This is a genomic window from Pseudomonas sp. Pseusp21 (assembly GCF_059492145.1).
Map to the genome: position 1 here is coordinate 5,717,471 of NZ_CP168520.1, position 25,033 is coordinate 5,742,503.

The window sequence follows — 25,033 nt, forward strand, 5'->3', positions numbered from 1 at the left end:
TTTCCTCTTCAGATGACGGCGACCGGACGCACTTCGGCGGCCAGCAAACGCTTGATTTCCGGGACGCAGGAGCCGCATTGCGTGCCGCACCCCAATGTATTTTTCAAACCCTGCAGATCCAGCCCTTCACGAATACCGGTGCAGACCGCGCTGTGGCTGACGTTCTTGCAGTTGCACAGGGTTTTGTCCGCCACAACCTGCGCGCCGGCATTGCCCGGCGGTGCACTCATCGGTGCCAGCAGCCAGCGCCGCAGTTGTTCGTCGGCACGACCCTCCAGCCACAGGCCTTGCAACCAGTGCTGAGCGAGGGTTTCACCCGCAAGACGGATCGCGGTGATTCGTCCGTTTTCGATGCGTACCCGTTTGCCAATGGCGCGGCGAGGATCGTCATAAGCCAGTACCGGCCCCTCGATCAGAGCCAGGCACTGGTCGATTTCACGCAGCAATTGCGGTTCTGGCGCCACGACGCTGGCTGCGCGTATCAGCAGCGCAGGCCGTTCACGTCCGACAAGGCTGAGACTTGCGTAGGAAAACGCCTCGCAGAGCGGTCGAAGCGCCTCGAAATGCCGTTGAACATCGCCCTCGATCAGTGCGAACAGTTGCCATGGCAAATCCACCGGCTCCAGCCGCACGCCGCTATGCTTGAGTTCCGGCTGTTTCGACAAAGGATCGAAGGCGGGCAGGGTCAGGCTGTTCACGCCACCCTTGAGGAAGCGATCACCCCAGTGCATCGGCAGGAACGCCTGGCCCGGACGCACACTGTCATCACTGGCGACCGCCACGATCACCGCGCCCCGACGACTTTTCAGATTCACCAGCTCCCCCGGCTGCAAACGGTGCCGGCGCAACTCCTCCGGGTGCAGACTCAACACTGCTTCGCTGACATGACCGAATAACTGCGCCGCCGTGCCGGTGCGGCTCATACCGTGCCATTGATCACGCAGGCGGCCGGTGATCAGGGTCAGGGGAAAGCGCGCATCGCGTTGTTCCTTGGCGGCGCGATAGGGATCGGCAACAAACTGCGCGCGCCCATTCGCTGTAGGAAAGATCCCGTCGCCATACAGCCGGGCTGTACCTTGGCGGGCACCAGCGGGAAAGGGCCATTGCTGTGGCCCCAGTTCATCAATCAACCGATGGCTGATCCCGGACAAATCCAGATCGCGCCCTTGGGTCAGTTGTTTGTACTCGTCAAACAACTGCACCGGATGCTCGAACGCAAACAGCCCCGGCTGTTGCGGGCGCAGACGTTTCTCCAGGCGTTGTGCGAAATCAACGGTAATCGCCCAGTCCGGTCGCGCTTCACCCGGTGCGGCAATGGCTTGGCGGACGTGGGAAATCCGCCGCTCGGAGTTGGTCACCGAGCCTTCCTTCTCGCCCCAACTGGCCGCCGGCAACAGCAGATCGGCAAACGCCGCGGTTTCGGTGGTGCGAAACGCCTCCTGCAAAACCACGAACGGACAAGCCTCCAGCGCTGCACGCACGGCGTTCTGGTCCGGCATCGATTGCGCGGGGTTGGTGCAGGCAATCCACAACGCCTTGATCTTGCCGCTGCGCACCTGTTCAAACAGTTCGATGGCACTGAGACCGGTATTTTCCGGCAGCTTATCCACACCCCAATACGCCGCGACTTCTGCGCGGTGCTCTGGATTGGCGACTTCACGGTGACCGGGCAACAGATTGGAAAGGCTGCCGGTTTCCCGTCCGCCCATGGCGTTTGGCTGACCGGTCAGGGAGAAAGGTCCTGCACCCGGCCGGCCGATTTGCCCGGTGGCCAGGTGCAGATTGATCAGCGCGCTGTTCTTTGCGCTACCGGCGGTGGACTGGTTCAGGCCCATGCACCACAGCGACAGAAAGCTTGGTGATGTACCGATCCATTCGGCGCATTGCTGCAACTGCTCGACGCTGATCCCGCACAGCTGCGACACCATCGCCGACGTGTAATCACGCACCAGGCTTTTCAGCTCGGCGAGGCCTTCGGTGTGGGCTTTGATGAAGTCGCGGTCGATCCAGTCTTCCCACAACAGCAGATGCAAAATCCCATGGAACAGCGCGACATCGGTGCCCGGCAGAATCGCCAGATGCAGGTCGGCCAGATCGCAGGTGTCGGTGCGCCGTGGATCAATGACGACGACTTTCATCTGCGGGCGGCGGGATTTGGCTTCTTCGAGACGGCGAAAAAGTACCGGATGGGCGTAGGCCATGTTACTGCCGACGATCACCACGCAATCGCTCAACTCCAGGTCTTCATAGCTGCACGGTGGTGCGTCGGCGCCGAGGCTGCGCTTGTAGCCGACCACCGCCGAAGACATGCACAGCCGTGAGTTGCTGTCGATGTTGTTGGTGCCGACCAGCGCCCGCGCCAGTTTGTTGAAGGCGTAGTAATCCTCGGTCAGCAACTGCCCGGAGATATAGAACGCCACGCTGTCCGGGCCGTGTTCGGCGATGGTGTCGGCGAACACGTTGGTGGCGTGATCCAGCGCGGTGTCCCAGTCGCAACGACTGCGCGCCAGGCCTTTGCCCAGGCGCAGTTCCGGGTACAACGCCCGCGCCGCCAAGTCGCCGGTCAGGTGCAGGGTCGAGCCTTTGCTGCACAGTTTGCCGAAGTTGGCCGGATGCGCAGGATCACCGCTGACGCCGAGGATGCGCTCGCCGTCATGCTCGATCAGCACGCCGCAGCCGACCCCGCAATAACAGCAGGTCGAGGCGGTCGTCTGGCGGTTCATCAGACGGCGTCCCGCAGGGCCAGTTGCACGCGGCCGTTTTCCACTCGGGCCGGGTGATGGTGCGCGCAGCCGACGTCCGGGGCCTGGGCTTCGCCGGACTTCAGGTCGATCTGCCAGTTGTGCAGCGGGCAGGCGACACGCTTGCCGTAAATCAATCCTTGGGACAAGGGGCCGCCCTTGTGCGGGCAGCGGTCATCGAGTGCGAAAACTTCGTCGTCGCTTGTGCGAAAGATCGCGATGTCACCTTTGCGCCCGGCGATGATCCGCGAACCGAGGGCGTTGATCTCTTCCAGGGCACAGATATCGAGCCAGTTCATGCCGGCACCTCCAGGTTTTTCACGGGGATCACGTCGAATTCTTTCTTCAGTTGCGGCTGGGCGAGGCGCTCTTTCCACGGATCCTGTTCGAACGACAGGGAGAATTGCAGGCGCTCGTTCAGGGCCTTGCGACGCTCGGGATCTTCCAGCACGGCTTTCTTGATGTGCTCCATGCCGACCCGTTGCAGGTAATGCACGGTGCGTTCGAGGTAGAAGGCTTCCTCGCGGTACAGCTGCAGGAACGCGCCGTTGTATTCGCGCACTTCCTCGGCGGTCTTGAGCTTGACGAAGAACTCGGCGACTTCGGTCTTGATCCCGCCGTTGCCACCGATGTACATCTCCCAGCCGGAATCGACGCCGATGATGCCTACGTCCTTGATCCCCGCTTCCGAGCAGTTGCGTGGGCATCCGGAGACCGCCAGTTTCACTTTGTGCGGCGACCACATGTTGAACAGGTCGTGTTCGAGGTCGATGCCCAACTGAGTCGAGTTCTGCGTGCCGAAGCGGCAGAACTCGCTGCCGACGCAGGTTTTCACGGTGCGGATCGATTTGCCGTAGGCGTGGCCGGACGGCATGTCGAGGTCCTTCCACACACCGGGCAAGTCCTGTTTTTTGATCCCCAGCAAGTCGATGCGCTGGCCGCCGGTGACCTTGACCATTGGCACCTGATATTTGTCCGCCACGTCGGCGATCCGCCGCAGTTCCGACGGGTTGGTCACGCCGCCCCACATCCGTGGCACCACCGAATAAGTGCCGTCCTTCTGGATGTTGGCGTGGGCCCGCTCGTTGATCAGGCGCGACTGCGGATCGTCCTTGGCCTCGCCGGGCCAAGTGGAAATCAGGTAGTAGTTTAGGGCCGGGCGGCAGGTAGCGCAGCCGTTCGGGGTGCGCCAGTTGAGGTAGCTCATGGTGCCGGCGATGGTCAGCAGATGCTGTTCGCGAATCGCCTGGCGGATCTGGCCATGGTTGAGGTCGCTGCAACCGCAGATGGCTTTTTCGCTTTTCGGTTTGACGTCGGCTGCACCGCCAACGGTGTTGATCAGGATCTGCTCGACCAGTCCGGCGCAGGAGCCGCAGGAGCTAGCGGCCTTGGTGTGTTTCTTCACTTCGTCGACGCTGAACAGCCCGTGTTCCTGAATCGCCTTGACGATGGTGCCCTTGCACACGCCATTGCAGCCGCAGACTTCAGCGTTGTCGGCCATGCTCATGGCTTTGTCCTGGCCCTGATGTCCTACGTCACCGAGGGCGTTTTCACCAAACATCAAGTGATCGCGGATCTCGCCGATGGCGTGATTCTCACGAATCTGCCGGAAATACCAACCGCCATCTGCCGTATCGCCGTACAGACAGGCGCCGACCAGCACGTCATCCTTGATCACCAGTTTTTTGTACACCCCGCCGATCGGGTCGGAGAGGGTGATGGTCTCGGTGCCTTCGCCACCCATGAAGTCACCGGCGGAGAACAGGTCGATGCCGGTGACCTTCAGTTTGGTCGACGTCACCGAGCCCTGATAACGGGCGAAGCCCAGTTGGGCCAGGTGGTTGGCGCAGACTTTGGCCTGTTCGAACAACGGCGCCACCAGGCCGTAGGCAATGCCGCGATGGCTGGCGCATTCGCCGATGGCATAGATGCGCGGGTCGTAGGTTTGCAGGGTGTCGTTGACCAGAATCCCGCGATTGCACGGGATGCCGGCCTTTTCCGCGAGTTCGGTGTTGGGGCGGATGCCGGCGGCCATGACCACCAGATCGGCAGGAATGATGTCGCCGTTCTTGAATTGCACCGAGCCGACCCGACCATTGCCGGCGTCGTGCAGGGCCTGGGTCTGTTCGCACAGGCGAAAGTGCAGGCCACGGGATTCGAGGGCGGTTTGCAGGAGCTGGCCGCTGGTCTTGTCCAGTTGCCGCTCCAGCAGCCATTCACCGAGGTGCACCACGGTGACGTGCATGCCGCGCAGCATCAGGCCGTTGGCGGCTTCGAGGCCGAGCAGGCCGCCGCCGATCACCACGGCGTGCTTGTGGGTTTTTGCGGTGTCGATCATCGCCTGGGTGTCGGCGATGTCGCGGTAACCGATCACGCCCTGCAAGGTGTTGCCGGGGATCGGCAGGATGAACGGGGTCGAGCCGGTGGCGATCAGCAGGCGATCGTATTCGGCCTCGGTGCCGTCTTCGGCGATCACCCGGCGTTTGACCCGGTCGATCTCTACCACTTTGCGGTTGAGCAGTAACTTGATGTTGTTTTCCAGGTACCAGTCGAGGTCGTTGAGCACGATCTCTTCGAAGGTCTGCTCGCCGGCCAATACCGGCGACAGCAGGATGCGGTTGTAGTTGGTGTGCGGTTCGGCGCCGAAGACCGTGATGTCGTACAGCTCGTTGCTCAGCTTGAGCAGTTCTTCCAGGGTGCGGACCCCGGCCATGCCATTGCCGATCATCACCAGTTTGAGTTTTTTCATCAGGTTCTCCGGGAGCATCGGGCTTGCCTCTTGTGGGCAGTCAGGCCTTGCTCGACAAAAATGGCGCAAACAAAAAAGGCGTCCCGCCAGTTACCTAGCGAGGACGCCTTTGTCCTTGTCCCGTTCTCTCGGGAAGCCTGGCCTTCGTCGTTGAAGGTCGGGCTGTATGTCAGTTGAAAACGTTAATGCAGTGGTTGTGCCAAGTCGCGGCGGGCCGCGAATTCACTGGGTAACGCTGGAATTGGCCAGATTTTCGTTGTGGTTTTTGCACTGAATGGAAGCAGTACGCTCGTTAATGGAGCGCCGCATCAGCCATGAAACAACAGAAACAGCAGGACCAGATTGCCCAGCAGTGCCAGTAACGCCAGTGTCCGCCAGACCTTCAGCGGCTCCCGTTCCAGCAAGGGGCGAGGGCGTACATTCAGGCTGCGGCGCTCACCTTGTTCCAGCGTCAGCAGCCATTCCTCGGCGGTTTCATAACGTTGCAAAGGATCAGCTGCCACACCGCGCTCCAGACACTGCGCCAGCCACTCCGGCAGATCCGGGCGATAGCGACCGGCACTCACTGGCACCCCGAAACGCGGGCGCTGGAACGCTTCGATCTCGCCGTAGGGAAAATGCCCGGTGAGCAAGAAATACAGAGTCACGCCCACCGCATACAGATCCTGTTGTGCGCCGGGTGCTGCGCCTTGAAAGGCTTCCGGTGCGATGTAGCTCGGGGTTCCGGGCAAGGTCGACGGTGCGTCCTGCGACAGACCGGGGCAATACGCCAAGCCGAAATCCAGCAGGCGCAACTCGCCGTCGTCCCCCAGGTGCAGGTTCTCCGGTTTGATGTCGCGGTGCAGGATCTGCCGTCGATGCAGCAGGCCGACGGCCCGCAGCAGGCGCTCGGCCAAACCCTGCCACTGGGCCAGTGGCAGCGGGCCGCTTTGTTCGAACAACTGCGCCAGGGTGGTTCCCGAATATTCACGCATCACGTAGTACAAATGCTGACGCTGACCGGCGCTATGGACTTCAGGGAAATGCCGCCCGGCGACGCGTTTGAGAAACCATTCCTCCGCCAGCAAGGCCTGGGCATCGTCTGCCAGTTGTGCAGGCAACGTCTTCAACAGCCACGCCTGGCCCTGACCATCGAGCACGCGATACAACAACGATTGCTGGCTCCGGCTTATAACCTCTTGAACCCGCCAGCCTTCAAAGACCTGACCCGGTTTCAGCGGCGGGGGCAGCGGCCACTGCTGCAAATGAATCAGCGCATCGCCGATGCTGGCCTCGCCAACAGCATCCACCCGCACCAACAGCGCACTGGCATTGTCCTGACTGCCGGCCAGATGCGCGGCATTGACCAAGGTTTGCGCGGCACTGTGCAGATCCGGTTGATCGCGCAGAATCCCGGCGATGGCGCTATCGCCAAGCGCGGCCCACACGCCATCACTGAGCAGCACGAAACATTCGCCGTCACGCAGTTCGCCATCGAGAAAGTCCAGCACCAGATGCTGATCCAGTCCCAATGCCCGCTTGAGCACATGCTGCATGCCCGGTTGATCCCAGACGTGGTCTTCGGTGATCCGTTGCAAGGTCTCGGCGTGCCAGCGATAGACCCGGCAATCGCCTACGTGGGCCAGGGTAAACCGCCGGCCGCGCAGGACCAGCGCACTGACCGTGGTGAGCAGCGGCTGACCGCCACCATTGGCCTGCAACCAGCGGTTTTGTGCGAGCAGCAGACGATCGAGGGCCTGGGCCACGCTCCAGGTTTCCGGGGTGGCGTAGTAGTCCAGCGCCAGCGCCTGCAAGGTCGAACGCGCGGCCAGCCCGCCATCGGCGCACTGGCTGACGCCGTCGGCGATGGCGAACAGAAACCCTTTGCTGGCCGCCAGCGCCGGAGCCGGCGTGACCAGGCGCAAGGCGTCCTGGTTTTCCGCGCGGGGGCCGGTGGCGCTGGCTTCGGCAAAGCTCAGTTGCAGAGCCATTCGGGCTTCAGACCCGTGCAGCGGTCACGGCCGCCGAACCCCAAGTGGTTCTCCAGCGACGTTTGACCCCGTGCAGGCCGAACCACGCCAGCACGCCAAGGCTGGCGAACAACCACAGCGCCAGTTGATAGCTGCCGGTGCTCTGTTTGATCGCGCCCATGCCTGCCGCCAGGGCAAAGCCGCCGATGCCGCCGGCCATGCCGATCAGCCCGGTCATCACGCCGATTTCACGCCGAAAGCGCTGTGGCACCAGTTGGAATACCGCGCCATTACCCGCGCCGAGACCAAGCATGGTGCAGACGAAAAGTGCCAGCGCCGCGTAGGAACTCGGCAGGTTGAAGCCGACCGCCGCGATGCAGACTACGGCCACTGTGTACATCGCCAGCAGGGTGCGAATCCCGCCGAACCGGTCCGCCAGCGCGCCACCCAGCGGACGCATCAGGCTGCCGCCGAACACGCAGGCGGCGGTGTAGTAACCGGCGGTCACCGGGCTCAGACCGTATTGATCGTTGAAGTAGCCGGGCAGGGCGCTGGCCAGACCGATGAAGCCGCCGAAGGTGACGCTGTAGAAAAACATGAACCACCAGCTGTCACGGTCGCCCAGGGCCTTGAAGTAGTCGGCCATGGATTTGGCTTTTGGTCGCTCCGGCGCGTTTTTCGCCAGCCAGGCAAACAGCACAAGGGTCAGGATCAGCGGAATCAGGGCGAACCCGAACACATTGCTCCAGCCAAACGCCGCCGCCAGCACCGGGGCGATCAGCGCGGCGAACACGGTCCCGGAATTGCCGGCCCCGGCGATGCCCATCGCCTTGCCCTGATGCTCCGGCGGATACCACTGCGAGGCCAGCGGCAGGGCGACGGCGAATGAGGCGCCGGCCATGCCGAGGAACAGGCCGAGCAGCAGAGCCTGTTCGTAACTGTGGATGCCGAGTTTCCAGGCACCGAACAATGCGCAGATCACGATCACCTGGCCGATCAGCCCGGCAGTCTTGGGTGACAGGCGATCGGCAAGCATGCCCATCGCAAAGCGCAGCACCGCGCCGGCCAGAATCGGCGTGGCCACCACGAGGCCGCGCTGTTGAGTGGTCAGGTGCAGGTCGCCAGCAATCTGCACCGCCAGCGGGCCGAGCAGGTACCAGACCATGAAGCTCAGGTCGAAATACAGGAAGGCTGCGAACAGGGTCGGGGTGTGGCCGGATTTCCAGAAGCTTTTATTCATCGCGCACCTCAGCTGTTAAGAATCTCGAGAAGGAGTCACAAGCCAGCAAGTGGAGCGCCGCCACGGCCGCACCACCGGCCCCGGGCTGTGGGGCCAAAACGCAAAAACGCCGCTACCCGGATCGCCAAAAGGGGCGAAGAGGGTGAGCGACGTCTTTGTCGTAGGTGGGGCAACCGCCGTTGGTTACCTGTAGGGATTACATAGCGAGATTTGTGCCAAGTCAAAATCAAAAGCCCCTCACTGTAGAGACCGGTACATCCTTTACACATTAGACCGGGGACATCGTTTACACCTTTTACAGGCTTGATACGCGGTTGGCACCGCGCTCAAGCCTGCCTAAACAGAAGTTGCAAAGGTACAGCTCCCACACGTCATCAGCCACTTCCTTCAGCGCGATGTCCTCGCCGATCAGCGCCTCGCCCAAAAACATTCGTTGCCCCTTCCACTTGAACTCGCCGTTCGAGCGAACCTTGCGTACCTCAACCTCAGGGCCATATTCGACCGCGGGCAAGTAGCCCGGATACGGGCGCAACGAAGGTCTGTATACGGAAGCCGGCGGTTTCATGCCCAGTGCGGTGTGTGGTCGATCATGGTTGAAGTCCTGAACGAACTCTTCAAAGGCCAACTGCTGGCGTACGAGATTTTCCGCAGGTGTTCGCAGTACCGCTGCTTTGAGGGTGCGGTGCATCCGTTCGTGTCGACCGTTCTGGTCAGGACGCCCTGGTGTGATTGTCTCGATATGGATGCCATGCCTGATGAACCAGACGGACAGCTTCGACAGCCGCGCCAAACCGGTCGATGCGAAAGGCGCCCCGTTATCTGTGCGGATTACGTCCGGCAATCCAAACTCCCGGAAAGCCCATTCGAACCCCTGTCGCGTCGGCTCGCTGTGCGTGCCGGGCAGCGCCCGGCAGAGCAGCAGATAGCGGCTCATCTGATCGGTAATGGTCAGCGGATAGCACCAATTGCCGTCCTGCATCCTGAACTGCCCTTTGAAGTCGGCACACCAGGTCTGGTTGGGTTCATCGGCCGGGCGTAAATGCGTCGGAGCACGCGGGCGCAAAGGATAAGGGCGCCGCGCAATGACCAAGCCAGCCTTCTTCAACCACTCACCGGCAGTGCTCGCGGCCGGCCATGGGATCTGTGGATCGGACTTTCGCAGGCGATCAATGATCTGTTTGGGACCTCGATCCGGATGCTCGTTTTTCTTGGTCAGCAATGTGGCAATGATTTCATCCGGGGTTTGATGAGGGCAGTTCAAAGGCTTGCGGGATTGCTCTTTCAAGCCATCCACACCGAGCGCTGCATACGGATCCAGCCATTTATCGACGGTTGGCCGGCTGACCCCATAACGCCGGCTCAATTGGCTCTTGGTGTAGCTGCCACTGAGCCAGTCACTGACTAATTTCACTCGTTGATCCATCGGGGACTCTTGATTCCAGGGCATGGTCAGCACCTCCTGACCATGATTGATACCTGTAAACCATGTCCCCGGTCTCAAACGTAAAGGATGTACCCGGTCTTTACCCACCCTAACCCTCTCCCGGAGGGAGAGGGACCGACCGCAGTGTCTTGCGTCATACATCGACCTGAAAAAGCCAGTCGATTATGGATTCAAAGCCGATCATTCACGTCAGCGTATCTCTCGAATATTCCCCGATCAGTTCCCTCTCCCTCCGGGCGGTCCGACGTTTCGGGAGGGTTAGGGTGAGGGGCTTTTCAGCCAAGCAACTCGCTCATGGCAATGATCTGCTCCGCCACCTGAATGAGTTTCTGCTGGCGGCTCATGGCCTGGCGGCGCATCAGGGTGTAGGCCTCTTCTTCGTTGCAGTCCTTCATTTTCATCAACAGGCCCTTGGCCAGTTCGATGCGCTTGCGCTCGGCCAGTTGCTGGTCGCGGGCCTGTAGCTGGGCGCGCAAGGCCTGATCGCTTTCGAAGCGGGCCATGGCCACGTCGAGAATCGGCTGCAGGCGTTGTGCGTGAATGCCTTCGACGATGTAGGCACTGACCCCGGACTTGATCGCCTGACGCATCACGCCGGGGTCATGCTCGTCGGTGAACATCACGATCGGCCGTGGCTGGTCGCGGCTGACCAGCACCACTTGTTCCATCACATCGCGGCTCGGTGACTCGGTATCGATCAGGATCACGTCCGGACGCACCGTTTCGACGCGCGCCGGCAGGTCGATGGTCAGGCCCGACTCGTCGATCACTTCGAAACCGGCCTCGGTCAACGCGGCTTTCAGGCGCCCGACTTTTTTCGCGGTGTCATTGATCAGCAGAATGCGCAGCATGTTCGCGGTCTCCTGTCAGCGGCGGGCAAGAAGTGGCGCGCTGTCGCTCAGCGCGTGGAGCTTGAAGCTCCGGGCGTAGGCGGCCGGGTCGCTGCCGTCCCAGATTTTGCCGTCGATCAACTGGCTGCTGCGCATGTCCTTGCCCCAGGCTGCGACGCCCACAGCAGTCGCCGCGTCGCGATAGATCTCCAGTTGCTGCACCTGCCGGGCGACGGCGAGGTAGTCCGGGTCATCGCGCAGCAAACCCCAACGGCGGAACTGAGTCATGAACCACATGCCGTCCGACAGGTACGGCAGGTTCACCGCGCCATCGCCGTGAAAGCGCAGGGCGTGCGGGTCTTGCCAGCGATTGCCGAGGCCATCGTCGTAGTCGCCGAGAAAGCGCGGTTCGATGCAGGAGGCCGGGGCGTCGAGGTACTCGGCGGCGCTGAGAAGTTGCGCGGTGCTGCGGCGGTTTTCCGGGCTCTCTTCGATGAAACGGCTGGCCTCGAGGATCGCCATCACCAGCGCGCGCGCGGTGTTGGGGTATTGCTCGACGAAGGCGCGGGTGCAGCCGAGGACTTTTTCCGGGTGATCGGGCCAGATGGTCTGGCTGGTGGCCAGGGTGAAGCCTAGATTCTGCTGCACGGCGCTGGCCGCCCACGGCTCGCCAACGCAGAGACCATCGATGCGTCCGGCCTGCAAGTGCGCGACCATTTGCGGCGGCGGCACCACCACGCTGTCGACATCCTGCAACGGATGAATGCCCTGGCTCGCCAGCCAGTAATAAAGCCACATGGCATGGGTGCCGGTCGGGAAGGTCTGGGCGAAGGTCAGTTTTGCGCGGGTTTGGTGCACATGATGGTGCAGCGCTTCAGGACCGGTCACGCCCAGGCCCTGCAAACCGTGGGACAGGTTGAGGCTCTGGCCGTTCTGGTTCAGACCCATCAACACCGCCATGTCGGTTGACGCGACGCCGCCGATGCCCAGATGCACCGCGTAGATCAGGCCGTAAAGGCTGTGGGCGGCATCGAGTTCGCCGCTGACCAGATTGTCCCGCAGGTTGGCCCAGGAACTCTGGCGCTTGAGGTTCAGGGTCAGGCCGTAAGGCTGGGCAAAGCCCTGAGTGGCGGCGACCACCAGCGAGGCGCAGTCGCTCAGGGCCATGAAACCCAGGTTGATCGCGCTTTTTTCCGGGGCATCGCTGCCGTTGACCCAGGCCAGCGGCCCGGCGGAGGTTTGAGTCATGAAAGCTACCCTCAAAAAAAACGTCGTCCCAGGCTTTGCCCGCGCAAAACCGAGAGACGACGCCATTGTCTTTGCCTGCACGCCACCATTGGCCTGAGGGCTGATGCCGAGGAGGGTGCAAGGCATATGCCATGCGCACGGATTTACCCGTGCGCCTCGCGCGGCGGGACGATGCCCGGCTATAATCGCGGCCTCTTTTCGCCGCCCGAGTCATAGCCGCCCATGTACACCCTGGCCCGTCAGCTGTTGTTCAAACTTTCCCCGGAAACCTCCCACGATCTGTCGCTGGATCTGATCGGCGCGGGCGGGCGTTTGGGCCTAAACGGCTTGCTGTGCAAGGCGCCGGCGTCGCTGCCGGTGAATGTCATGGGCCTGACGTTCCCGAACCCTGTGGGTCTGGCGGCCGGTCTGGACAAGAACGGCGCGGCCATCGATGGCTTCGCCCAGCTGGGTTTCGGGTTTGTCGAAATCGGCACCGTGACCCCGCGTCCGCAGCCGGGCAACCCGAAACCACGAATTTTCCGCCTGCCGGAAGCCGAGGCGATCATCAACCGCATGGGTTTCAACAACCTCGGTGTGGATAACCTGCTGGCGCGGGTGGCGGCGGCCAAATACAAAGGCGTGCTGGGGATCAACATCGGCAAGAACTTCGACACCCCGGTCGAGCGCGCAGTAGACGACTACCTGATCTGCCTGGACAAGGTTTACGCCCACGCCAGTTACGTCACGGTCAACGTCAGCTCGCCGAACACCCCGGGCCTGCGCAGCCTGCAATTCGGCGACTCGCTCAAGCAATTGCTGGCGGATCTGGCCACGCGCCGCGCCGAACTGGCCCTGCGCCACGGCAAACATGTACCGCTGGCGATCAAGATCGCGCCGGACATGACCGACGAAGAAACCGCGCAAGTCGCCCAGGCGCTGATCGAAACGGGGATGGACGCGGTGATTGCCACCAACACCACCCTCAGCCGCGTGGGCGTCGAAGGCATGGAACACGGTGACGAGGCGGGCGGTCTGTCCGGCGCGCCGGTGCGTGAGAAGAGCACACACACCGTGAAAGTGCTGGCGTCCGAGCTGGGCGGCAAGCTGCCGATCATCGCGGCGGGCGGCATCACCGAAGGCAAACATGCGGCCGAGAAGATCGCGGCTGGCGCGAGCCTGGTGCAAATCTACTCCGGCTTCATCTATAAGGGCCCGGCGCTGATCCGCGAATCCGTGGACGCGATCGCCGCCAAACGCTGATTGGCCGGCATAAAAAGGCAGGCATAAAAAAGGGCTCCTCGAAGGAGCCCCTGGGCCGTAGCCCGCCGTCCGGGAAGGACGTGCATGGTGATCAGGTTGTTACGAAATCAGATTGTCGTGTCGGAATAAGTGCCCTGTGTCAGCCGACGGCGTGAAGTTCGTTGAGTCTGTGGATTCCCGCAGTGCCGGTCATACCGTCCCAGTTGTCGCCGCGTCCTTCTCGCCAGCCGTTGATCCAGGCTTGACGTACCGACGGTAGAGTAAATGGGCAAAGCTCACGGGATTTACCACCAACGCCATATTGATATCCGCGCAAAAATGCTCTTTCCAACGGATCACGCTTAAGTCTTCTCATAGGGTGTTTCCCTCACTTGTTGACTGTTTTTGTCGCGTCGACCTCAATTGAGGTCTGGCAGAAAAACTCTGCCGTTGGCGGCTCGCTGCCGGCGTGGCGAGCCAAGGTGTTGACGCCGTTGCGACGTCAACCTGTGTCCAGTTCTAACCAATGAGTCACATCGATGGAATGACCGTTTTGTCATAAGGACGTAACGAAAAAGATGCTATGGCCATAAGTAACCGCGTATTTATCCAGCGTTTATTGGCCAAACCCCGGTATGATCGGCCCCGCGCTGGATGATGAGGTTAATTCTTTAGTGAGAATGACCCACGTTTACGCTGGGCTACTATTCGACGAAGGGTTGCTTTGAGTCATTTTGTTGCTTCAACTTTTTTATCTGTCCCGGCATCTAAGCTCTTTTAACCCGAGCAGCGGGGATGGAACGGCACACCTTCGTGCCACGCGGGCGCTCTTGTAGAAAAGCGCCTGATTGAAAACCGGACCGGCAATGCGTTGCCGGTTCATCAGCCAAAGGCTCTGGAAAAACCATGTCCGACCGTTTCGAACTCTTCCTCACTTGCCCCAAAGGCCTTGAAGGCCTGCTCATCGAGGAAGCCGTCGGGCTTGGCCTTGAAGAGGCCCGCGAACACACCTCCGCCGTGCGTGGCATGGCGACCATGGAAACCGCTTATCGCCTGTGCCTCTGGTCGCGTCTGGCCAACCGGGTGCTGCTGGTGCTCAAGCGCTTCCCGATGAAAAACGCCGAAGACCTGTACCACGGCGTACTCGACGTCGACTGGCAGGACCACATGCTGGCCGACGGCACCCTGGCCGTGGAATTCAGCGGTCATGGCTCGGGCATCGACAACACTCACTTCGGCGCCCTGAAGGTCAAGGACGCCATCGTCGACAAACTGCGCACACCGCAGGGCGACCGTCCAAGCATCGACAAGCTCAACCCGGACCTGCGCATTCACCTGCGTCTGGATCGCGGCGAAGCGATTCTGTCCCTCGATCTCTCCGGCCACAGCCTGCACCAGCGCGGCTATCGCTTGCAGCAGGGCGCCGCGCCGCTGAAGGAAAACCTCGCAGCGGCCATCCTGATCCGTTCCGGCTGGCCGCGCATCGCCGCCGAAGGTGGCGCGCTGGCGGACCCGATGTGCGGTGTCGGCACGTTCCTGGTCGAAGCCGGCATGATCGCCGCCGACATGGCACCGAACCTGCGTCGCGAACAGTGGGGCTTTACCGCCTGGCTGGGCCACGTGCCGGCGCTGTGGAAAAAACTGCATGAAGAAGCCGTCGAGCGCGCCGCTGCCGGTCTGGCCAAACCGCCGCTGTGGATCCGTGGTTATGAAGCCGACCCACGCCTGATCCAGCCGGGCCGCAACAACGTCGAACGCGCCGGCCTGAGCGAGTGGATCAAGATCTATCAGGGTGAAGTGGCGACGTTCGAACCGCGTCCGGACCAGAACCAGAAAGGTCTGGTCATCTGCAACCCGCCGTACGGCGAGCGTCTGGGTGATGAAGCCAGTCTGTTGTACCTCTACCAGAACCTCGGCGAGCGTCTGCGTCAGGCCTGCCTGAACTGGGAAGCGGCGGTGTTCACCGGCGCGCCGGACCTGGGCAAACGCATGGGGATTCGCAGCCACAAACAGTATTCGTTCTGGAACGGCGCGCTGCCGTGCAAGCTGCTGTTGATCAAGGTCCTGCCGGATCAGTTCGTCACCGGCGAGCGCCGCACCCCGGAGCAGCGTCAGGCCGAGCGCGAGCAAGCGGCTTACGACCAGACGCCGAACGAGCCGCAAGAGCGCAAGTTCAACAAGAACGGCAATCCGATCAAACCGACGCCGGCCCCGGCGCCAGTGATCGAGCAACCGCGCCTGAGCGAAGGCGGGCAGATGTTTGCCAACCGCCTGCAGAAGAACCTCAAGGCCATGAGCAAGTGGGTCAAGCGCGAAGGCATCGACTGCTACCGCGTCTACGATGCGGACATGCCGGAATACGCCATGGCCATCGACCTGTACCACGACTGGGTGCACGTTCAGGAATACGCCGCGCCGAAGTCGATCGACCCGGAAAAGGCTTCGATCCGCATGTTCGACGCGCTGGCGGCCATCCCGCAGGCGCTGAACATCGACAAGAGCCGCGTGGTGGTCAAGCGCCGCGAGCGTCAGAGCGGCACCAAGCAGTACGAGCGTCAGGCTGCCCAAGGCAAGTTCAATGAAGTGACCGAAGGCGGCGTGAAGTTGCTGGTCAACCTCACCGATTACCTCGACACCGGGCTGTTCCTCGACCACCGGCCGATGCGCATGCGGATCCAGAAAGAGGCGGCCGGCAAGCGCTTCCTCAACCTGTTCTGCTACACCGCGACCGCCAGCGTGCACGCGGCCAAGGGCGGCGCGCGCAGCACCACCAGCGTCGACCTGTCGAAAACCTACCTCGACTGGGCGCGCCGCAACCTTTCGCTCAACGGTTTCTCCGACAAGAACCGTCTGGAGCAGGGCGATGTGATGGCGTGGCTGGAAAATTGCCGCGAAGAGTACGACCTGATCTTCATCGATCCGCCGACGTTCTCCAACTCCAAGCGCATGGAAGGCATCTTCGACGTGCAGCGAGATCAGGTGCAGTTGATCGACCTGGCCATGGCGCGTCTGGCCAGCGGCGGGGTGTTGTATTTCTCCAACAACTTCCGCAAGTTCCAGCTCGAAGACACCCTGGCCGAGCGTTACGCGGTCGAGGAAATCACCGCCAGCACCATCGACCCGGATTTCGCCCGTAACGGCAAGATCCACCGCGCCTGGAAAATCACGGCTCGTTGACACTCTGCAACATTGGATCCACAGAGCCTTGATTTTTAAAGGCTCTTGGATCCGTTCAGAACTAGCCAAATTAGTGGCTAATAGCTATAACTCACACACGGCCGATGGGGTTTTTCCCGCAGATGCTGACGTAGTGAGTGGCTTTTATGTCGTTGCACCCCGTGCGCCCGAAGATATTGGGTTTTATCAGCGAAGAAGTCTCGGCCTGGCTGGTCGCGGTGTTGGTATTGCTCGCCGGCGGGATTCTCACGGGGCTGCTCGCCTGGGGCACCCTCAATCAGTTTCATAGCCAGTTGCGCCAACGCTTTCAGCTACTGGCCAACGAGCGCTACAGCCGCATCGAAGAACGTTTTCAGGATCAGGAGCAACGCCTCGACGGCTTGCGTCGGTTCTTCGCCAACTCCGAATCGGTGTCCCGCGCCGAATTCGATGGTTACACCCAACCTTTATTACTGCGCACCCAGGCCTATTCGTTCGCCCTGCGGGTGAGCGGTGCCGAGCGTGCAGCGTTTGAACAGCGGGCGCGGGATGAAGGCCTGAGCACCTTCAGCGTGCGCGAACTCAATGCCCGCGGCGAGCTGCAACTGGCCTCGGCCCGCGATGAATACGTAGTGGTGTTGTACAGCCAGACCCAGAGCCGGCTTGGCGCGCCGCTGGGTTACGACTTGCTGGCCCAGCCATTGCGCCGCTCGACCCTTGAACGCGCCGACCAGCTACGCGGTCTGGCGGTGTCGCAGCCCATGCATTTGGTCGGTATCGAGCCGGCTTACGCACGCGGCGTATTGTTGGTGGCACCGCTGCTGCGCGAAGGGGAGTCCAGATCATATGGCTATGTGATGGCTGTCATCAGCATGCGACAGCTGCTGGCAGACGGCTTGCCGGATGCACTTCATGACTATCTGTCGGTACGCATCCTCGATTTGTCCACCACCGATCAGCATGAAGTGTTGTTCGAGTCGACCAATGAGCCGGTGCCAAGCGATCTGTCGGCTACGCGGTTGGTGCGCATGGCCGATCACGACTACCAGGTGGATATTCTGCCCAGCGAAGCGTTCATGCAGGCCAACCATTCTGCGGTGGGCAGCGTGGTGGTGCTGGGCGGGTTGCTCAGTCTGCTGTTGAGTGCGCTGCTTTATGTGCTGGTCAGTCAGCGCCAGCGCGCGTTGCGCATGGTCGAGTTGCGTACTCAGGAGCTGCATGAACGCGAACAGGAACTGCGCGGCACCCACGGTCAGTTGCGCGGAGTGCTCAACGCGGCAACCCAAGTGGCAATCATCGCCACCGACCTGCGCGGCGTGATCAACACGTTCAACCCCGGCGCCGAGCAGATGCTCGGTTATCTCAGCAGCGAAGTGGTCGGCCACATGACCCTGGAAAACCTGCACTTTCCCCGGGAACTGGTGGCCCGCGCGGCGGAGCTCAGCGCCCGCTATGGCAAGACCATTCCGACCTGCCAGGCGATGCTGGTGGAGGGTGGCGAAGTCGGCGGGCACGAGGCGCGCGAGTGGACGCTGGTGCGCAAGGACGGCAGCCACATTCCAGTGAACATGCTGGCCACGCCGGTGCTGGACGAGCAGGGGCTGTGGGTCGGGCACCTGGCGATCTGCATCGACATCACCGAACGCAAGCGCGTGCACGAAGCGCTGGCCGCGCGGGATGTGCTGTTGAAGAAGCTCAGCGCCCATGTTCCCGGCGGGATCTATCAATTCAAAATGGAGTTCGACGGACGCTTCAGCGTGATCTACGCCAGCGACGGTATCCGCGAAATCTACGAGCTCGAGCCGGATGTGCTGCTGCTCAACGCCGAAGCGATCTTCACCCGCATCCACCCGCAGGACGTCAGCCGCGTGCGCAAGTCGATCCGCGCTTCGGCGGACAATCTCAGCCCGTGGCGCGAGGAATACCGCGTGCAATTACCCGGGCGCGGCCTGCGCTGGGTTCGCGGCGAGGCGACGCCGGAGGAATTGCCGGGTGGCGGCGTGCTGTGGCACGGCTATATTTCGGATATTTCCGACCTGAAACGGGTGGAAGAAGAATTGCGCGCGCTGTCGGTGACCGATTCCCTGACCGGCATTCACAACCGGCGCTATTTCCAGGAGCGCCTGACCACCGAGATGGCGCGGGTCGAGCGTGGCGGTGGCGAGTTGTCAGTGATCATGCTCGACATCGACCACTTCAAACGGATCAACGATCAGTACGGTCACGCGGTGGGCGACCGCGTGTTGCAGGCGGTTTGCGAGCGCATCGGTCACCGGCTGCGGCGTACCGACGTGTTCTGCCGGTTGGGCGGCGAAGAGTTCATGGTGCTGTGCCCGGACATCGACGGCGAACACGCCCACATGCTGGCCGAGGAGTTATGGCACAGCCTGCGCAGTGCGCCGATCGACGTGGTGGGGGTGGTGACGGCCAGTTTCGGGATTGCCAGCTGGCGACCGGGGGAGGGCGCGGATGCGCTGTTGTTGCGGGCGGATTCCGGGGTGTATGCGGCGAAGCAGGGCGGACGGGATCGGGTCGAGCGGCAGATGAACTGAGCCCCTCTGCCACCTGATCGTTCCCACGCTCTGCGTGGGAATGCCTCCCCGGGGACGCTCCGCGTCCAGTGACGCAGAGCGTCACGGGCTGTATTCCCACGCGGACGGTTCGACGCCTCGACGTGGGAACAATCAGGTTTGGGGGGGGCGGCAGTTTCGGCTGTGATGATTGTTCCCACGCAGAGCGTGGGAACAATCAATTACGGGGATTACAGAACCGAAGCAGTCTGCGGCGTCCGCGGCTGTTTATAGAGATCCAGCAGCACCTGATCCAGCACCGACGACGCGCCGAACGGGGCCTTGTCGTTGAGGATCGCCACCACCGCCCAAGTGTTGCCGTTGACGTCGCGGCTGAAGCCGGCGATTGCCCGTACGGTGTTCAGGGTGCCGGTCTTGACGTGGGCTTCGCCGCGCATCGCGGTGGTCTTCAGGCGTTTGCGCATGGTGCCGTCAGTGCCCGCGATCGGCAGTGAACTGATGTACTCGGCAGCATATGGGCTGTGCCAGGCCGCTTGCAGCATGTTGGCCATTTCCCGGGCGCTGACCCGCTCGGAACGCGACAGACCGGAACCGTTCTCCATCACCAGATGCGGCGCGGTGATGCCTTTCTTCGCCAGCCACTGACGCACCACGCGTTGCGCGGCTTTGGCGTCATCGCCGTCGGCGTCGTTGCGGAATTTCTGGCCCAGGCTCAGAAACAGCTGTTGAGCCATGGTGTTGTTACTGTATTTGTTGATGTCGCGGATGATTTCCGCCAGATCCGGCGAGAACGCACGGGCCAGCACTTTGGCGCTGCTCGGGGTCGGGGCCAGACGATCCTTGCCCTGGATGCTGCCACCCAGTTCCTTCCAGATCGCCCGCACGGCGCCAGCGGTGTAGGTTGCGTGGTCGAGCAGCGACAGATAAGTCTGCGAGCTGCAGCCTTCACCCAACTGGCCGGCCACGGTCACGGTCACGCTGCCATCGGCCTGCGGCACCGGGTTGTAGCGCACGCCGCCGGTGCATTGTTTGGAGTTGAGCGCTTTGACGGTGTTTTCGATGTTGATGCTGGCGATCGGCGGTTCGACCGAGATCAAGACCCGGCCATTGTCGTTGCGGGCCACGAAGCGCAGGGCCTTGAGGTTGACCAGCAGCGAATCCGGCTTGACCAGGAACGGCTTGTTCTCGTCGTTGCCGTCATCGTTGAATTCCGGCAGTTGCGGCTGCACGAAGAAGCTGCGGTCCAGTACCAGATCACCGGTGACCTGGGTTACGCCGTTGGCACGCAGGTCGCGCATCAGCAGCCAGAGTTTTTCCATGTTCAGCTTCGGATCGCCACCACCCTTGAGGTAGAGGTTGCCGTTGAGGATCCCGCCGTTCAGGTCGCCGTCGGTGTAAAACTCGGTTTTCCACTGATGGTTGGGGCCGAGCATTTCCAGCGCCGCGTAAGTGGTGACCAGCTTCATGGTCGAGGCAGGGTTGACCGACACGTCGGCGTTGTACACGGTCGGCGTGCCCGGACCGTCCAGTGGCACCATCACCAGCGACAGGGCAGTGGGCTGCAGCTTGCTGGCCTTGAGGGCTTTTTCGACGTTGGGGGTCAGGGCGGTGTTGATGGTGGCAGCGGAGACGGGCAAGGCCAGCGGCAGAAGAAGACCGGCCAGGAGCAGAGGACGCAACGATTTGATCATATGAAATAAAACCCTACAGCCGAGGGGAAAAAAGACGAGGACATGGATGAAAAGGCCCTCAGTGGTCATGAAAGTGTCGGCATTATGCCCCAAGCTGTTACAGCTTGTGCCTTTCGCAAGGGCGCCAATTCGTTATTTTTTTACAGGCGGTCGCACGCACGTTCCAGAGAGTCGGGCAATCGCCGGCTTAAACTGGTAAAGTGCCGGCCGTTATTACTTAAGAGGATTGTTCCAATGGCGACTAACCGTTCCCAGCGTCTGCGCAAAAAACTGTGCGTCGATGAATTTCAAGAGCTGGGTTTCGAACTGAACCTGGGCTTCAAAGAAGACCTGTCCGAAGAAGCCATTGACGCTTTCCTCGAAGCATTCATCAAAGAAGCCATGGAAGCCAACGGTCTGGGCTATGTCGGCGGCGACGACTTCGGTCTGGTTTGCCTGCAGAAGCGCGGCTCGGTCACCGAAGAGCAGCGCGCTGCTGTTGAAGCCTGGTTGAAAACCCGCTCCGAGCTGACCAGCACTGAAATCAGCCCGCTGCTGGACGTCTGGTATCCGGAAAAGCCGATCAACGCGGCCAAGTGATACTGAAAAAAACGGCGACCCGAGGGTCGCCGTTTTTTTATGCCTGCTTTTTATTCAGGCCTCAAGCCTTGCGCCAGTTGAGGATCAGCAAGGTCAACACCCCCGCGACAATCCCCCAGAACGCTGAACCGATGGAAAACAACGTCAGCCCCGACGCCGTGACCATGAACGTGATCAGCGCCGCTTCCCGTTCCTTCACCTCGGTCATGGCGATGCTCAAGCCGTTGATGATCGAACCGAACAGCGCCAGCGCAGCGATCGACAGCACCAGTTCCTTGGGCAGCGCGGCGAACAGCGCCGCCAGCGTGGCGCCGAACACCCCGGCAATCCCGTAGAAAATCCCGCACCACACCGCTGCGGTGTAGCGTTTGTTGCGATCCTCATGGGCATGGGGCCCGGTGCAGATCGCCGCGCTGATGGCCGCCAGGTTGATGCCGTGGGAGCCGAACGGCGCCAGCAGCAGGGACGCGATGCCGGTGGCGGTGATCAGCGGCGAGGCCGGGACGTTGTAGCCGTCGGCCCGTAACACGGCGATGCCGGGCATGTTCTGCGAGGTCATCGCTACGACAAACAGCGGAATGCCGATGCTGATGGTCGCGGCCAGGGAAAAGTGCGGCGTGGTCCAGACCGGTGTCGCCACTTCCAGATGAAAGCCGCTGAAGTCCAGCAAACCCATGAAGCCCGACAGCGCGGTGCCGATCAGCAGCGCAGCGAGCACCGCATAACGCGGCGACAGGCGTTTGACGATGAGATACGTGAAGAACATCCCCAGCACCAGGCCGGTGCGGTGCTGTGCGGCGACGAAGATTTCACTGCCGATCTTGAACAGGATCCCCGCCAGCAGCGCGGCGGCGAGGGAGGCCGGGATCTTTTTCACCAGCCGTTCGAAGCTGCCGGTCAGGCCGCAGATCGTCACCAGCACGGCGCAGGTAATGTAGGCGCCAATCGCTTCGCCATACGTCACGCCGCCGAGGCTGGTGATCAACAGCGCCGCGCCGGGCGTTGACCACGCAATCGTGATCGGCGTGCGATAGCGCAACGACAGGCCGATCGAACACACCGCCATGCCGATGGAAATTGCCCAGATCCACGAGGAAATCTGCCCGCTGGTCAGGCCCGCCGCCTGCCCGGCCTGGAACATCAGCACCAGCGAACTGGTGTAGCCGGTCATCATCGCAATGAACCCGGCGACAATGGCGGAGGGCGATGTGTCCGCCAGCGGGCGCAGTCGGGTGTGGGTAATTTCGTTCATGACAGCGGCGTTCCTTGTTCAAGCCACGGATTTCGGGTTTAAGCCTAAACTCAAACGTAACGGAGCGTTGCAATACAGCCGAAGTCGCAAACAGCCGTACAGTCGTGTTGCCACCTTCCATTGTGTACAATCGCGCTGTTTTTTACGCGATACTTGCCAGCGACCCACTGTGCCGTATTACAGTCACGGTCAATTCGCCGCCGTTCTTCCCGACTCGAGTGCCCATGAACGAACAGTTGCAACCCCTCAAGAAACAACCGCGAGCAGGCAAAGCCGGCCGCAGCGGAACCCAGGACGATATTGTCTATGCGCATATCTTCGAGGCCATCCTCGAACAGCGTCTGGCGCCCGGCACCAAGTTGAGCGAAGAAGCGCTGGGGGAAATTTTCGGGGTCAGCCGCACCATCATTCGCCGCGCGCTCTCGCGTCTGGCCCATGAAGGCGTGGTGCTGTTGCGGCCGAACCGTGGCGCGGTCGTCGCCAGCCCGAGCGTTGAAGAGGCGCGTCAGGTGTTCCTCGCCCGACGTCTGGTGGAGCGCGCGATCACCGAGCTGGCGGTGCAACACGCCACCGCCGAGCAGATTGCCGAACTGCGCCAGATGGTCAACGACGAGCGCGACAGCTTCTCCCGTGGCGATCGCGGCGCCGGCATCCGTCTCTCCGGCGAATTCCACCTGAAACTGGCCGAGGCAGCGAAGAACGCGCCGCTGATCAGCTTCCAGCGCAGTCTGGTTTCGCAGACGTCGCTGATCATTGCCCAGTATGAAAGCGGCAACCGCTCGCACTGTTCCTACGACGAGCACACCCAGTTGATTGACGCCATCGAAGCGCGCAACGGCGAGCTGGCGGTGGACCTGATGATGCATCACATGGATCACATCGACAGCAAGCTCAACCTCGACGAGGAAAGCGCTTCGGACGATCTGCATGCAGTGTTCTCGCACCTGTTGCAGACCAAGAAGCCGGGGCGGCCGGCGGTCAAGCTCTGAGGCGAATCGACAGGCAATAAAAATCCCCCGGACTGCAAAGTACCGGGGGATTTTTTTTGTCCGTCTGATCGTTCCCACGCAGAGCGTGGGAACGATCGAGCAATCAGTTAGCGCTGGTGTACCAGCGCACCTGCTGCATAAGTCTGAGCCACAGTGCGGTCATCGCCCAGGGTCATCAGCACAAACAGCGTCTCGGCAATGTTGTTGGCCTGCTTCAAGCGATAGCTCAGCAGCGGCGTGGCGTTGTAGTCCAGCACCAGGAAGTCGGCGTCGGAGCCCGGTTGCAGGTTGCCGATCCTGTCTTCCAGACGAAGTGCCCGCGCGCCGCCGAGGGTGGCGAGGTACAGCGACTTGAACGGGCTCAGGCGCGCACCTTGCAGCTGCATCACCTTGTAGGCTTCGTTCAGGGTTTGCAGCAGCGAGAAACTGGTGCCGCCGCCGACGTCAGTCCCGAGGCCGACGTTCAGTTTGTGCTTCTCGGCCATCGGCAGGTTGAACAGGCCGCTGCCGAGGAAGAAGTTCGAGGTCGGGCAGAACGCGACCGCCGAACCGGTCTGCGCCAGGCGCGCGCATTCGTCGTCGCACAGGTGCACGCCGTGGGCGAACACCGAACGCTCGCCGAGCAATTGATAGTGGTCGTAGACGTCCAGATAGCCCTTGCGCTCCGGGAACAGCTCCTTGACCCACTCGACTTCCTTGAGGTTTTCGCTGATGTGGGTCTGCATGTACAGATCCGGGTATTCGCTGAGCAACTGGCCGGCGAGGGTCAGCTGTTCCGGGGTGCTGGTCGGCGCGAAACGCGGGGTGACTGCATAGTGCAGACGACCCTTGCCGTGCCAGCGCTCGATCAGCGCCTTGCTGTCGACGTAGCTCGATTCCGGGGTGTCGGTCAGGTAGTCCGGCGCGTTGCGGTCCATCATCACCTTGCCGGCGATCATCCGCAGGTCCAGCTTCTCGGCCGCTTCGAAGAACGAGTTCACCGATTGCGGGTGCACGCTGCCGAACACCAGCGCGGTGGTGGTGCCGTTGCGCAACAGTTCCTTGATGAAAATATCCGCCACTTCATCGGCGTGGGCCTTGTCGGCGAACTGGCTTTCGCAAGGGAAGGTGTAGGTGTTCAGCCAGTCCAGCAGTTGCTCGCCATAGGCGCCGACCATGCCGGTCTGCGGCAGGTGGATGTGGGTGTCGATGAAGCCCGGGGTGATCAGCGCATCCTTGTGATGGGTGATCTCGATGTCCGCCGGCAGGCTCGGCAGCAGTTCGCTGGCGTGGCCAAGGGCGCTGATCTTGCCGCCATCGACCACCAGCAGGCCGTCCTCGAAATACTCGTAGGAGGCTTCGATGCCGACCTCGGCGGGGTCGGCGATGCTGTGCAGGATGGCGGCGCGGTAGGCTTTGCGAGTCAGAGGCATG

General features: G+C 61.8%; 17 protein-coding genes. 5 read left to right on the forward strand and 12 right to left on the reverse strand.

Going from position 1 to position 25,033, the window contains the following annotated elements; translation table 11 throughout:
* Positions 1–8 precede the first annotated feature (8 nt).
* The 8 genes from ACEN93_RS26095 to ACEN93_RS26130 form a co-directional block, all read right to left on the reverse strand.
* Positions 9–2,723, reverse strand: coding sequence for a nitrate reductase (locus ACEN93_RS26095; RefSeq protein WP_495610676.1), 2,715 nt, complete (start codon positions 2,721–2,723; stop codon positions 9–11).
* Entirely contained in the window at positions 2,723–3,040 is a 318-nt protein-coding gene (gene nirD, locus ACEN93_RS26100; RefSeq protein ID WP_495610677.1) for a nitrite reductase small subunit NirD, read from the reverse strand. Before nirD ends, ACEN93_RS26095 begins: the two co-directional genes overlap by 1 nt.
* Positions 3,037–5,490 (reverse strand): nitrite reductase large subunit NirB, encoded by a 2,454-nt coding sequence (gene nirB / locus ACEN93_RS26105; RefSeq protein WP_045121673.1) that lies wholly within the window; start codon positions 5,488–5,490, stop codon positions 3,037–3,039. The genes nirD and nirB overlap by 4 nt, the downstream gene beginning before the upstream one ends.
* Positions 5,491–5,798: 308 nt before the next feature.
* Positions 5,799–7,460, reverse strand: a complete 1,662-nt coding sequence (locus tag ACEN93_RS26110) for a bifunctional protein-serine/threonine kinase/phosphatase (RefSeq protein ID WP_085666660.1) — start codon at positions 7,458–7,460, stop codon at positions 5,799–5,801.
* A 7-nt stretch (positions 7,461–7,467) separates the two neighbouring features.
* Positions 7,468–8,679 (reverse strand): nitrate/nitrite transporter, encoded by a 1,212-nt coding sequence (locus tag ACEN93_RS26115; protein ID WP_039770001.1) that lies wholly within the window; start codon positions 8,677–8,679, stop codon positions 7,468–7,470.
* A gap of 295 nt (positions 8,680–8,974) precedes the next feature.
* Positions 8,975–10,126, reverse strand: coding sequence for an integrase core domain-containing protein (locus tag ACEN93_RS26120; RefSeq protein ID WP_495610678.1), 1,152 nt, complete (start codon positions 10,124–10,126; stop codon positions 8,975–8,977).
* Positions 10,127–10,398: 272 nt separating this feature from the next.
* Entirely contained in the window at positions 10,399–10,974 is a 576-nt protein-coding gene (locus ACEN93_RS26125) for an ANTAR domain-containing response regulator (RefSeq protein ID WP_007916390.1), read from the reverse strand.
* A 15-nt stretch (positions 10,975–10,989) separates the two neighbouring features.
* Positions 10,990–12,201, reverse strand: a complete 1,212-nt coding sequence (locus ACEN93_RS26130; protein WP_085667913.1) for a CmpA/NrtA family ABC transporter substrate-binding protein — start codon at positions 12,199–12,201, stop codon at positions 10,990–10,992.
* Between the two features lie 222 nt (positions 12,202–12,423).
* Here ACEN93_RS26130 and ACEN93_RS26135 point away from each other — a divergent pair, with 222 nt between their 5' ends.
* The gene (locus ACEN93_RS26135; RefSeq protein ID WP_039770005.1) at positions 12,424–13,443 is read left to right on the forward strand and encodes a quinone-dependent dihydroorotate dehydrogenase; all 1,020 of its coding nucleotides are present in this window, start codon (positions 12,424–12,426) and stop codon (positions 13,441–13,443) included.
* Positions 13,444–13,582: 139 nt separating this feature from the next.
* On the opposite strand, the gene rmf is transcribed toward ACEN93_RS26135, so the two are convergent.
* A complete protein-coding gene (gene rmf, locus ACEN93_RS26140) occupies positions 13,583–13,798 on the reverse strand; it encodes a ribosome modulation factor (protein WP_003223300.1) in 216 nt (71 codons plus the stop codon).
* Positions 13,799–14,328: 530 nt separating this feature from the next.
* On the opposite strand from rmf, the gene rlmKL reads away from it, so the two are divergent.
* Both rlmKL and ACEN93_RS26150 read left to right on the forward strand, forming a co-directional pair.
* Entirely contained in the window at positions 14,329–16,599 is a 2,271-nt protein-coding gene (gene rlmKL / locus ACEN93_RS26145) for a bifunctional 23S rRNA (guanine(2069)-N(7))-methyltransferase RlmK/23S rRNA (guanine(2445)-N(2))-methyltransferase RlmL (protein ID WP_039770007.1), read from the forward strand.
* 146 nt (positions 16,600–16,745) lie between these two features.
* Entirely contained in the window at positions 16,746–19,130 is a 2,385-nt protein-coding gene (locus ACEN93_RS26150) for a sensor domain-containing diguanylate cyclase (protein ID WP_495610679.1), read from the forward strand.
* A 209-nt stretch (positions 19,131–19,339) separates the two neighbouring features.
* Here the strand turns inward: ACEN93_RS26150 and dacB are convergent, their stop codons facing one another.
* The gene (gene dacB / locus ACEN93_RS26155; protein ID WP_039770010.1) at positions 19,340–20,800 is read right to left on the reverse strand and encodes a D-alanyl-D-alanine carboxypeptidase/D-alanyl-D-alanine endopeptidase; all 1,461 of its coding nucleotides are present in this window, start codon (positions 20,798–20,800) and stop codon (positions 19,340–19,342) included.
* A 234-nt stretch (positions 20,801–21,034) separates the two neighbouring features.
* On the opposite strand from dacB, the gene ACEN93_RS26160 reads away from it, so the two are divergent.
* Complete coding sequence (locus tag ACEN93_RS26160; protein ID WP_039770011.1) at positions 21,035–21,379, forward strand: YggL family protein; 345 nt, start codon at positions 21,035–21,037, stop codon at positions 21,377–21,379.
* 61 nt (positions 21,380–21,440) lie between these two features.
* Here the strand turns inward: ACEN93_RS26160 and ACEN93_RS26165 are convergent, their stop codons facing one another.
* On the reverse strand, positions 21,441–22,631 hold the full coding sequence (locus ACEN93_RS26165) for a benzoate/H(+) symporter BenE family transporter (RefSeq protein WP_039770013.1): 1,191 nt from the start codon (positions 22,629–22,631) through the stop codon (positions 21,441–21,443).
* Positions 22,632–22,855: 224 nt separating this feature from the next.
* Between ACEN93_RS26165 and ACEN93_RS26170 the strand changes: the two genes are divergently transcribed.
* Entirely contained in the window at positions 22,856–23,620 is a 765-nt protein-coding gene (locus tag ACEN93_RS26170) for a GntR family transcriptional regulator (protein ID WP_007952027.1), read from the forward strand.
* A 107-nt stretch (positions 23,621–23,727) separates the two neighbouring features.
* On the opposite strand, the gene guaD is transcribed toward ACEN93_RS26170, so the two are convergent.
* A complete protein-coding gene (guaD, locus tag ACEN93_RS26175; RefSeq protein WP_039770015.1) occupies positions 23,728–25,032 on the reverse strand; it encodes a guanine deaminase in 1,305 nt (434 codons plus the stop codon).
* Position 25,033 lies beyond the last annotated feature (1 nt).

Excerpts from the sequence above, each read along its gene's own strand:
- ACEN93_RS26095 (WP_495610676.1), bottom strand. The coding sequence starts at position 2,723 with ATGAACCGCCAGACGACCGCCTCGACCTGCTGTTATTGCGGGGTCGGC.
- nirD (WP_495610677.1), bottom strand. The coding sequence starts at position 3,040 with ATGAACTGGCTCGATATCTGTGCCCTGGAAGAGATCAACGCCCTCGGT.
- nirB (WP_045121673.1), bottom strand. The coding sequence starts at position 5,490 with ATGAAAAAACTCAAACTGGTGATGATCGGCAATGGCATGGCCGGGGTC.
- ACEN93_RS26110 (WP_085666660.1), bottom strand. The coding sequence starts at position 7,460 with ATGGCTCTGCAACTGAGCTTTGCCGAAGCCAGCGCCACCGGCCCCCGC.
- ACEN93_RS26115 (WP_039770001.1), bottom strand. The coding sequence starts at position 8,679 with ATGAATAAAAGCTTCTGGAAATCCGGCCACACCCCGACCCTGTTCGCA.
- ACEN93_RS26120 (WP_495610678.1), bottom strand. The coding sequence starts at position 10,126 with ATGCCCTGGAATCAAGAGTCCCCGATGGATCAACGAGTGAAATTAGTC.
- ACEN93_RS26125 (WP_007916390.1), bottom strand. The coding sequence starts at position 10,974 with ATGCTGCGCATTCTGCTGATCAATGACACCGCGAAAAAAGTCGGGCGC.
- ACEN93_RS26130 (WP_085667913.1), bottom strand. The coding sequence starts at position 12,201 with ATGACTCAAACCTCCGCCGGGCCGCTGGCCTGGGTCAACGGCAGCGAT.
- ACEN93_RS26135 (WP_039770005.1), top strand. The coding sequence starts at position 12,424 with ATGTACACCCTGGCCCGTCAGCTGTTGTTCAAACTTTCCCCGGAAACC.
- rmf (WP_003223300.1), bottom strand. The coding sequence starts at position 13,798 with ATGAGAAGACTTAAGCGTGATCCGTTGGAAAGAGCATTTTTGCGCGGA.
- rlmKL (WP_039770007.1), top strand. The coding sequence starts at position 14,329 with ATGTCCGACCGTTTCGAACTCTTCCTCACTTGCCCCAAAGGCCTTGAA.
- ACEN93_RS26150 (WP_495610679.1), top strand. The coding sequence starts at position 16,746 with ATGTCGTTGCACCCCGTGCGCCCGAAGATATTGGGTTTTATCAGCGAA.
- dacB (WP_039770010.1), bottom strand. The coding sequence starts at position 20,800 with ATGATCAAATCGTTGCGTCCTCTGCTCCTGGCCGGTCTTCTTCTGCCG.
- ACEN93_RS26160 (WP_039770011.1), top strand. The coding sequence starts at position 21,035 with ATGGCGACTAACCGTTCCCAGCGTCTGCGCAAAAAACTGTGCGTCGAT.
- ACEN93_RS26165 (WP_039770013.1), bottom strand. The coding sequence starts at position 22,631 with ATGAACGAAATTACCCACACCCGACTGCGCCCGCTGGCGGACACATCG.
- ACEN93_RS26170 (WP_007952027.1), top strand. The coding sequence starts at position 22,856 with ATGAACGAACAGTTGCAACCCCTCAAGAAACAACCGCGAGCAGGCAAA.
- guaD (WP_039770015.1), bottom strand. The coding sequence starts at position 25,032 with ATGCCTCTGACTCGCAAAGCCTACCGCGCCGCCATCCTGCACAGCATC.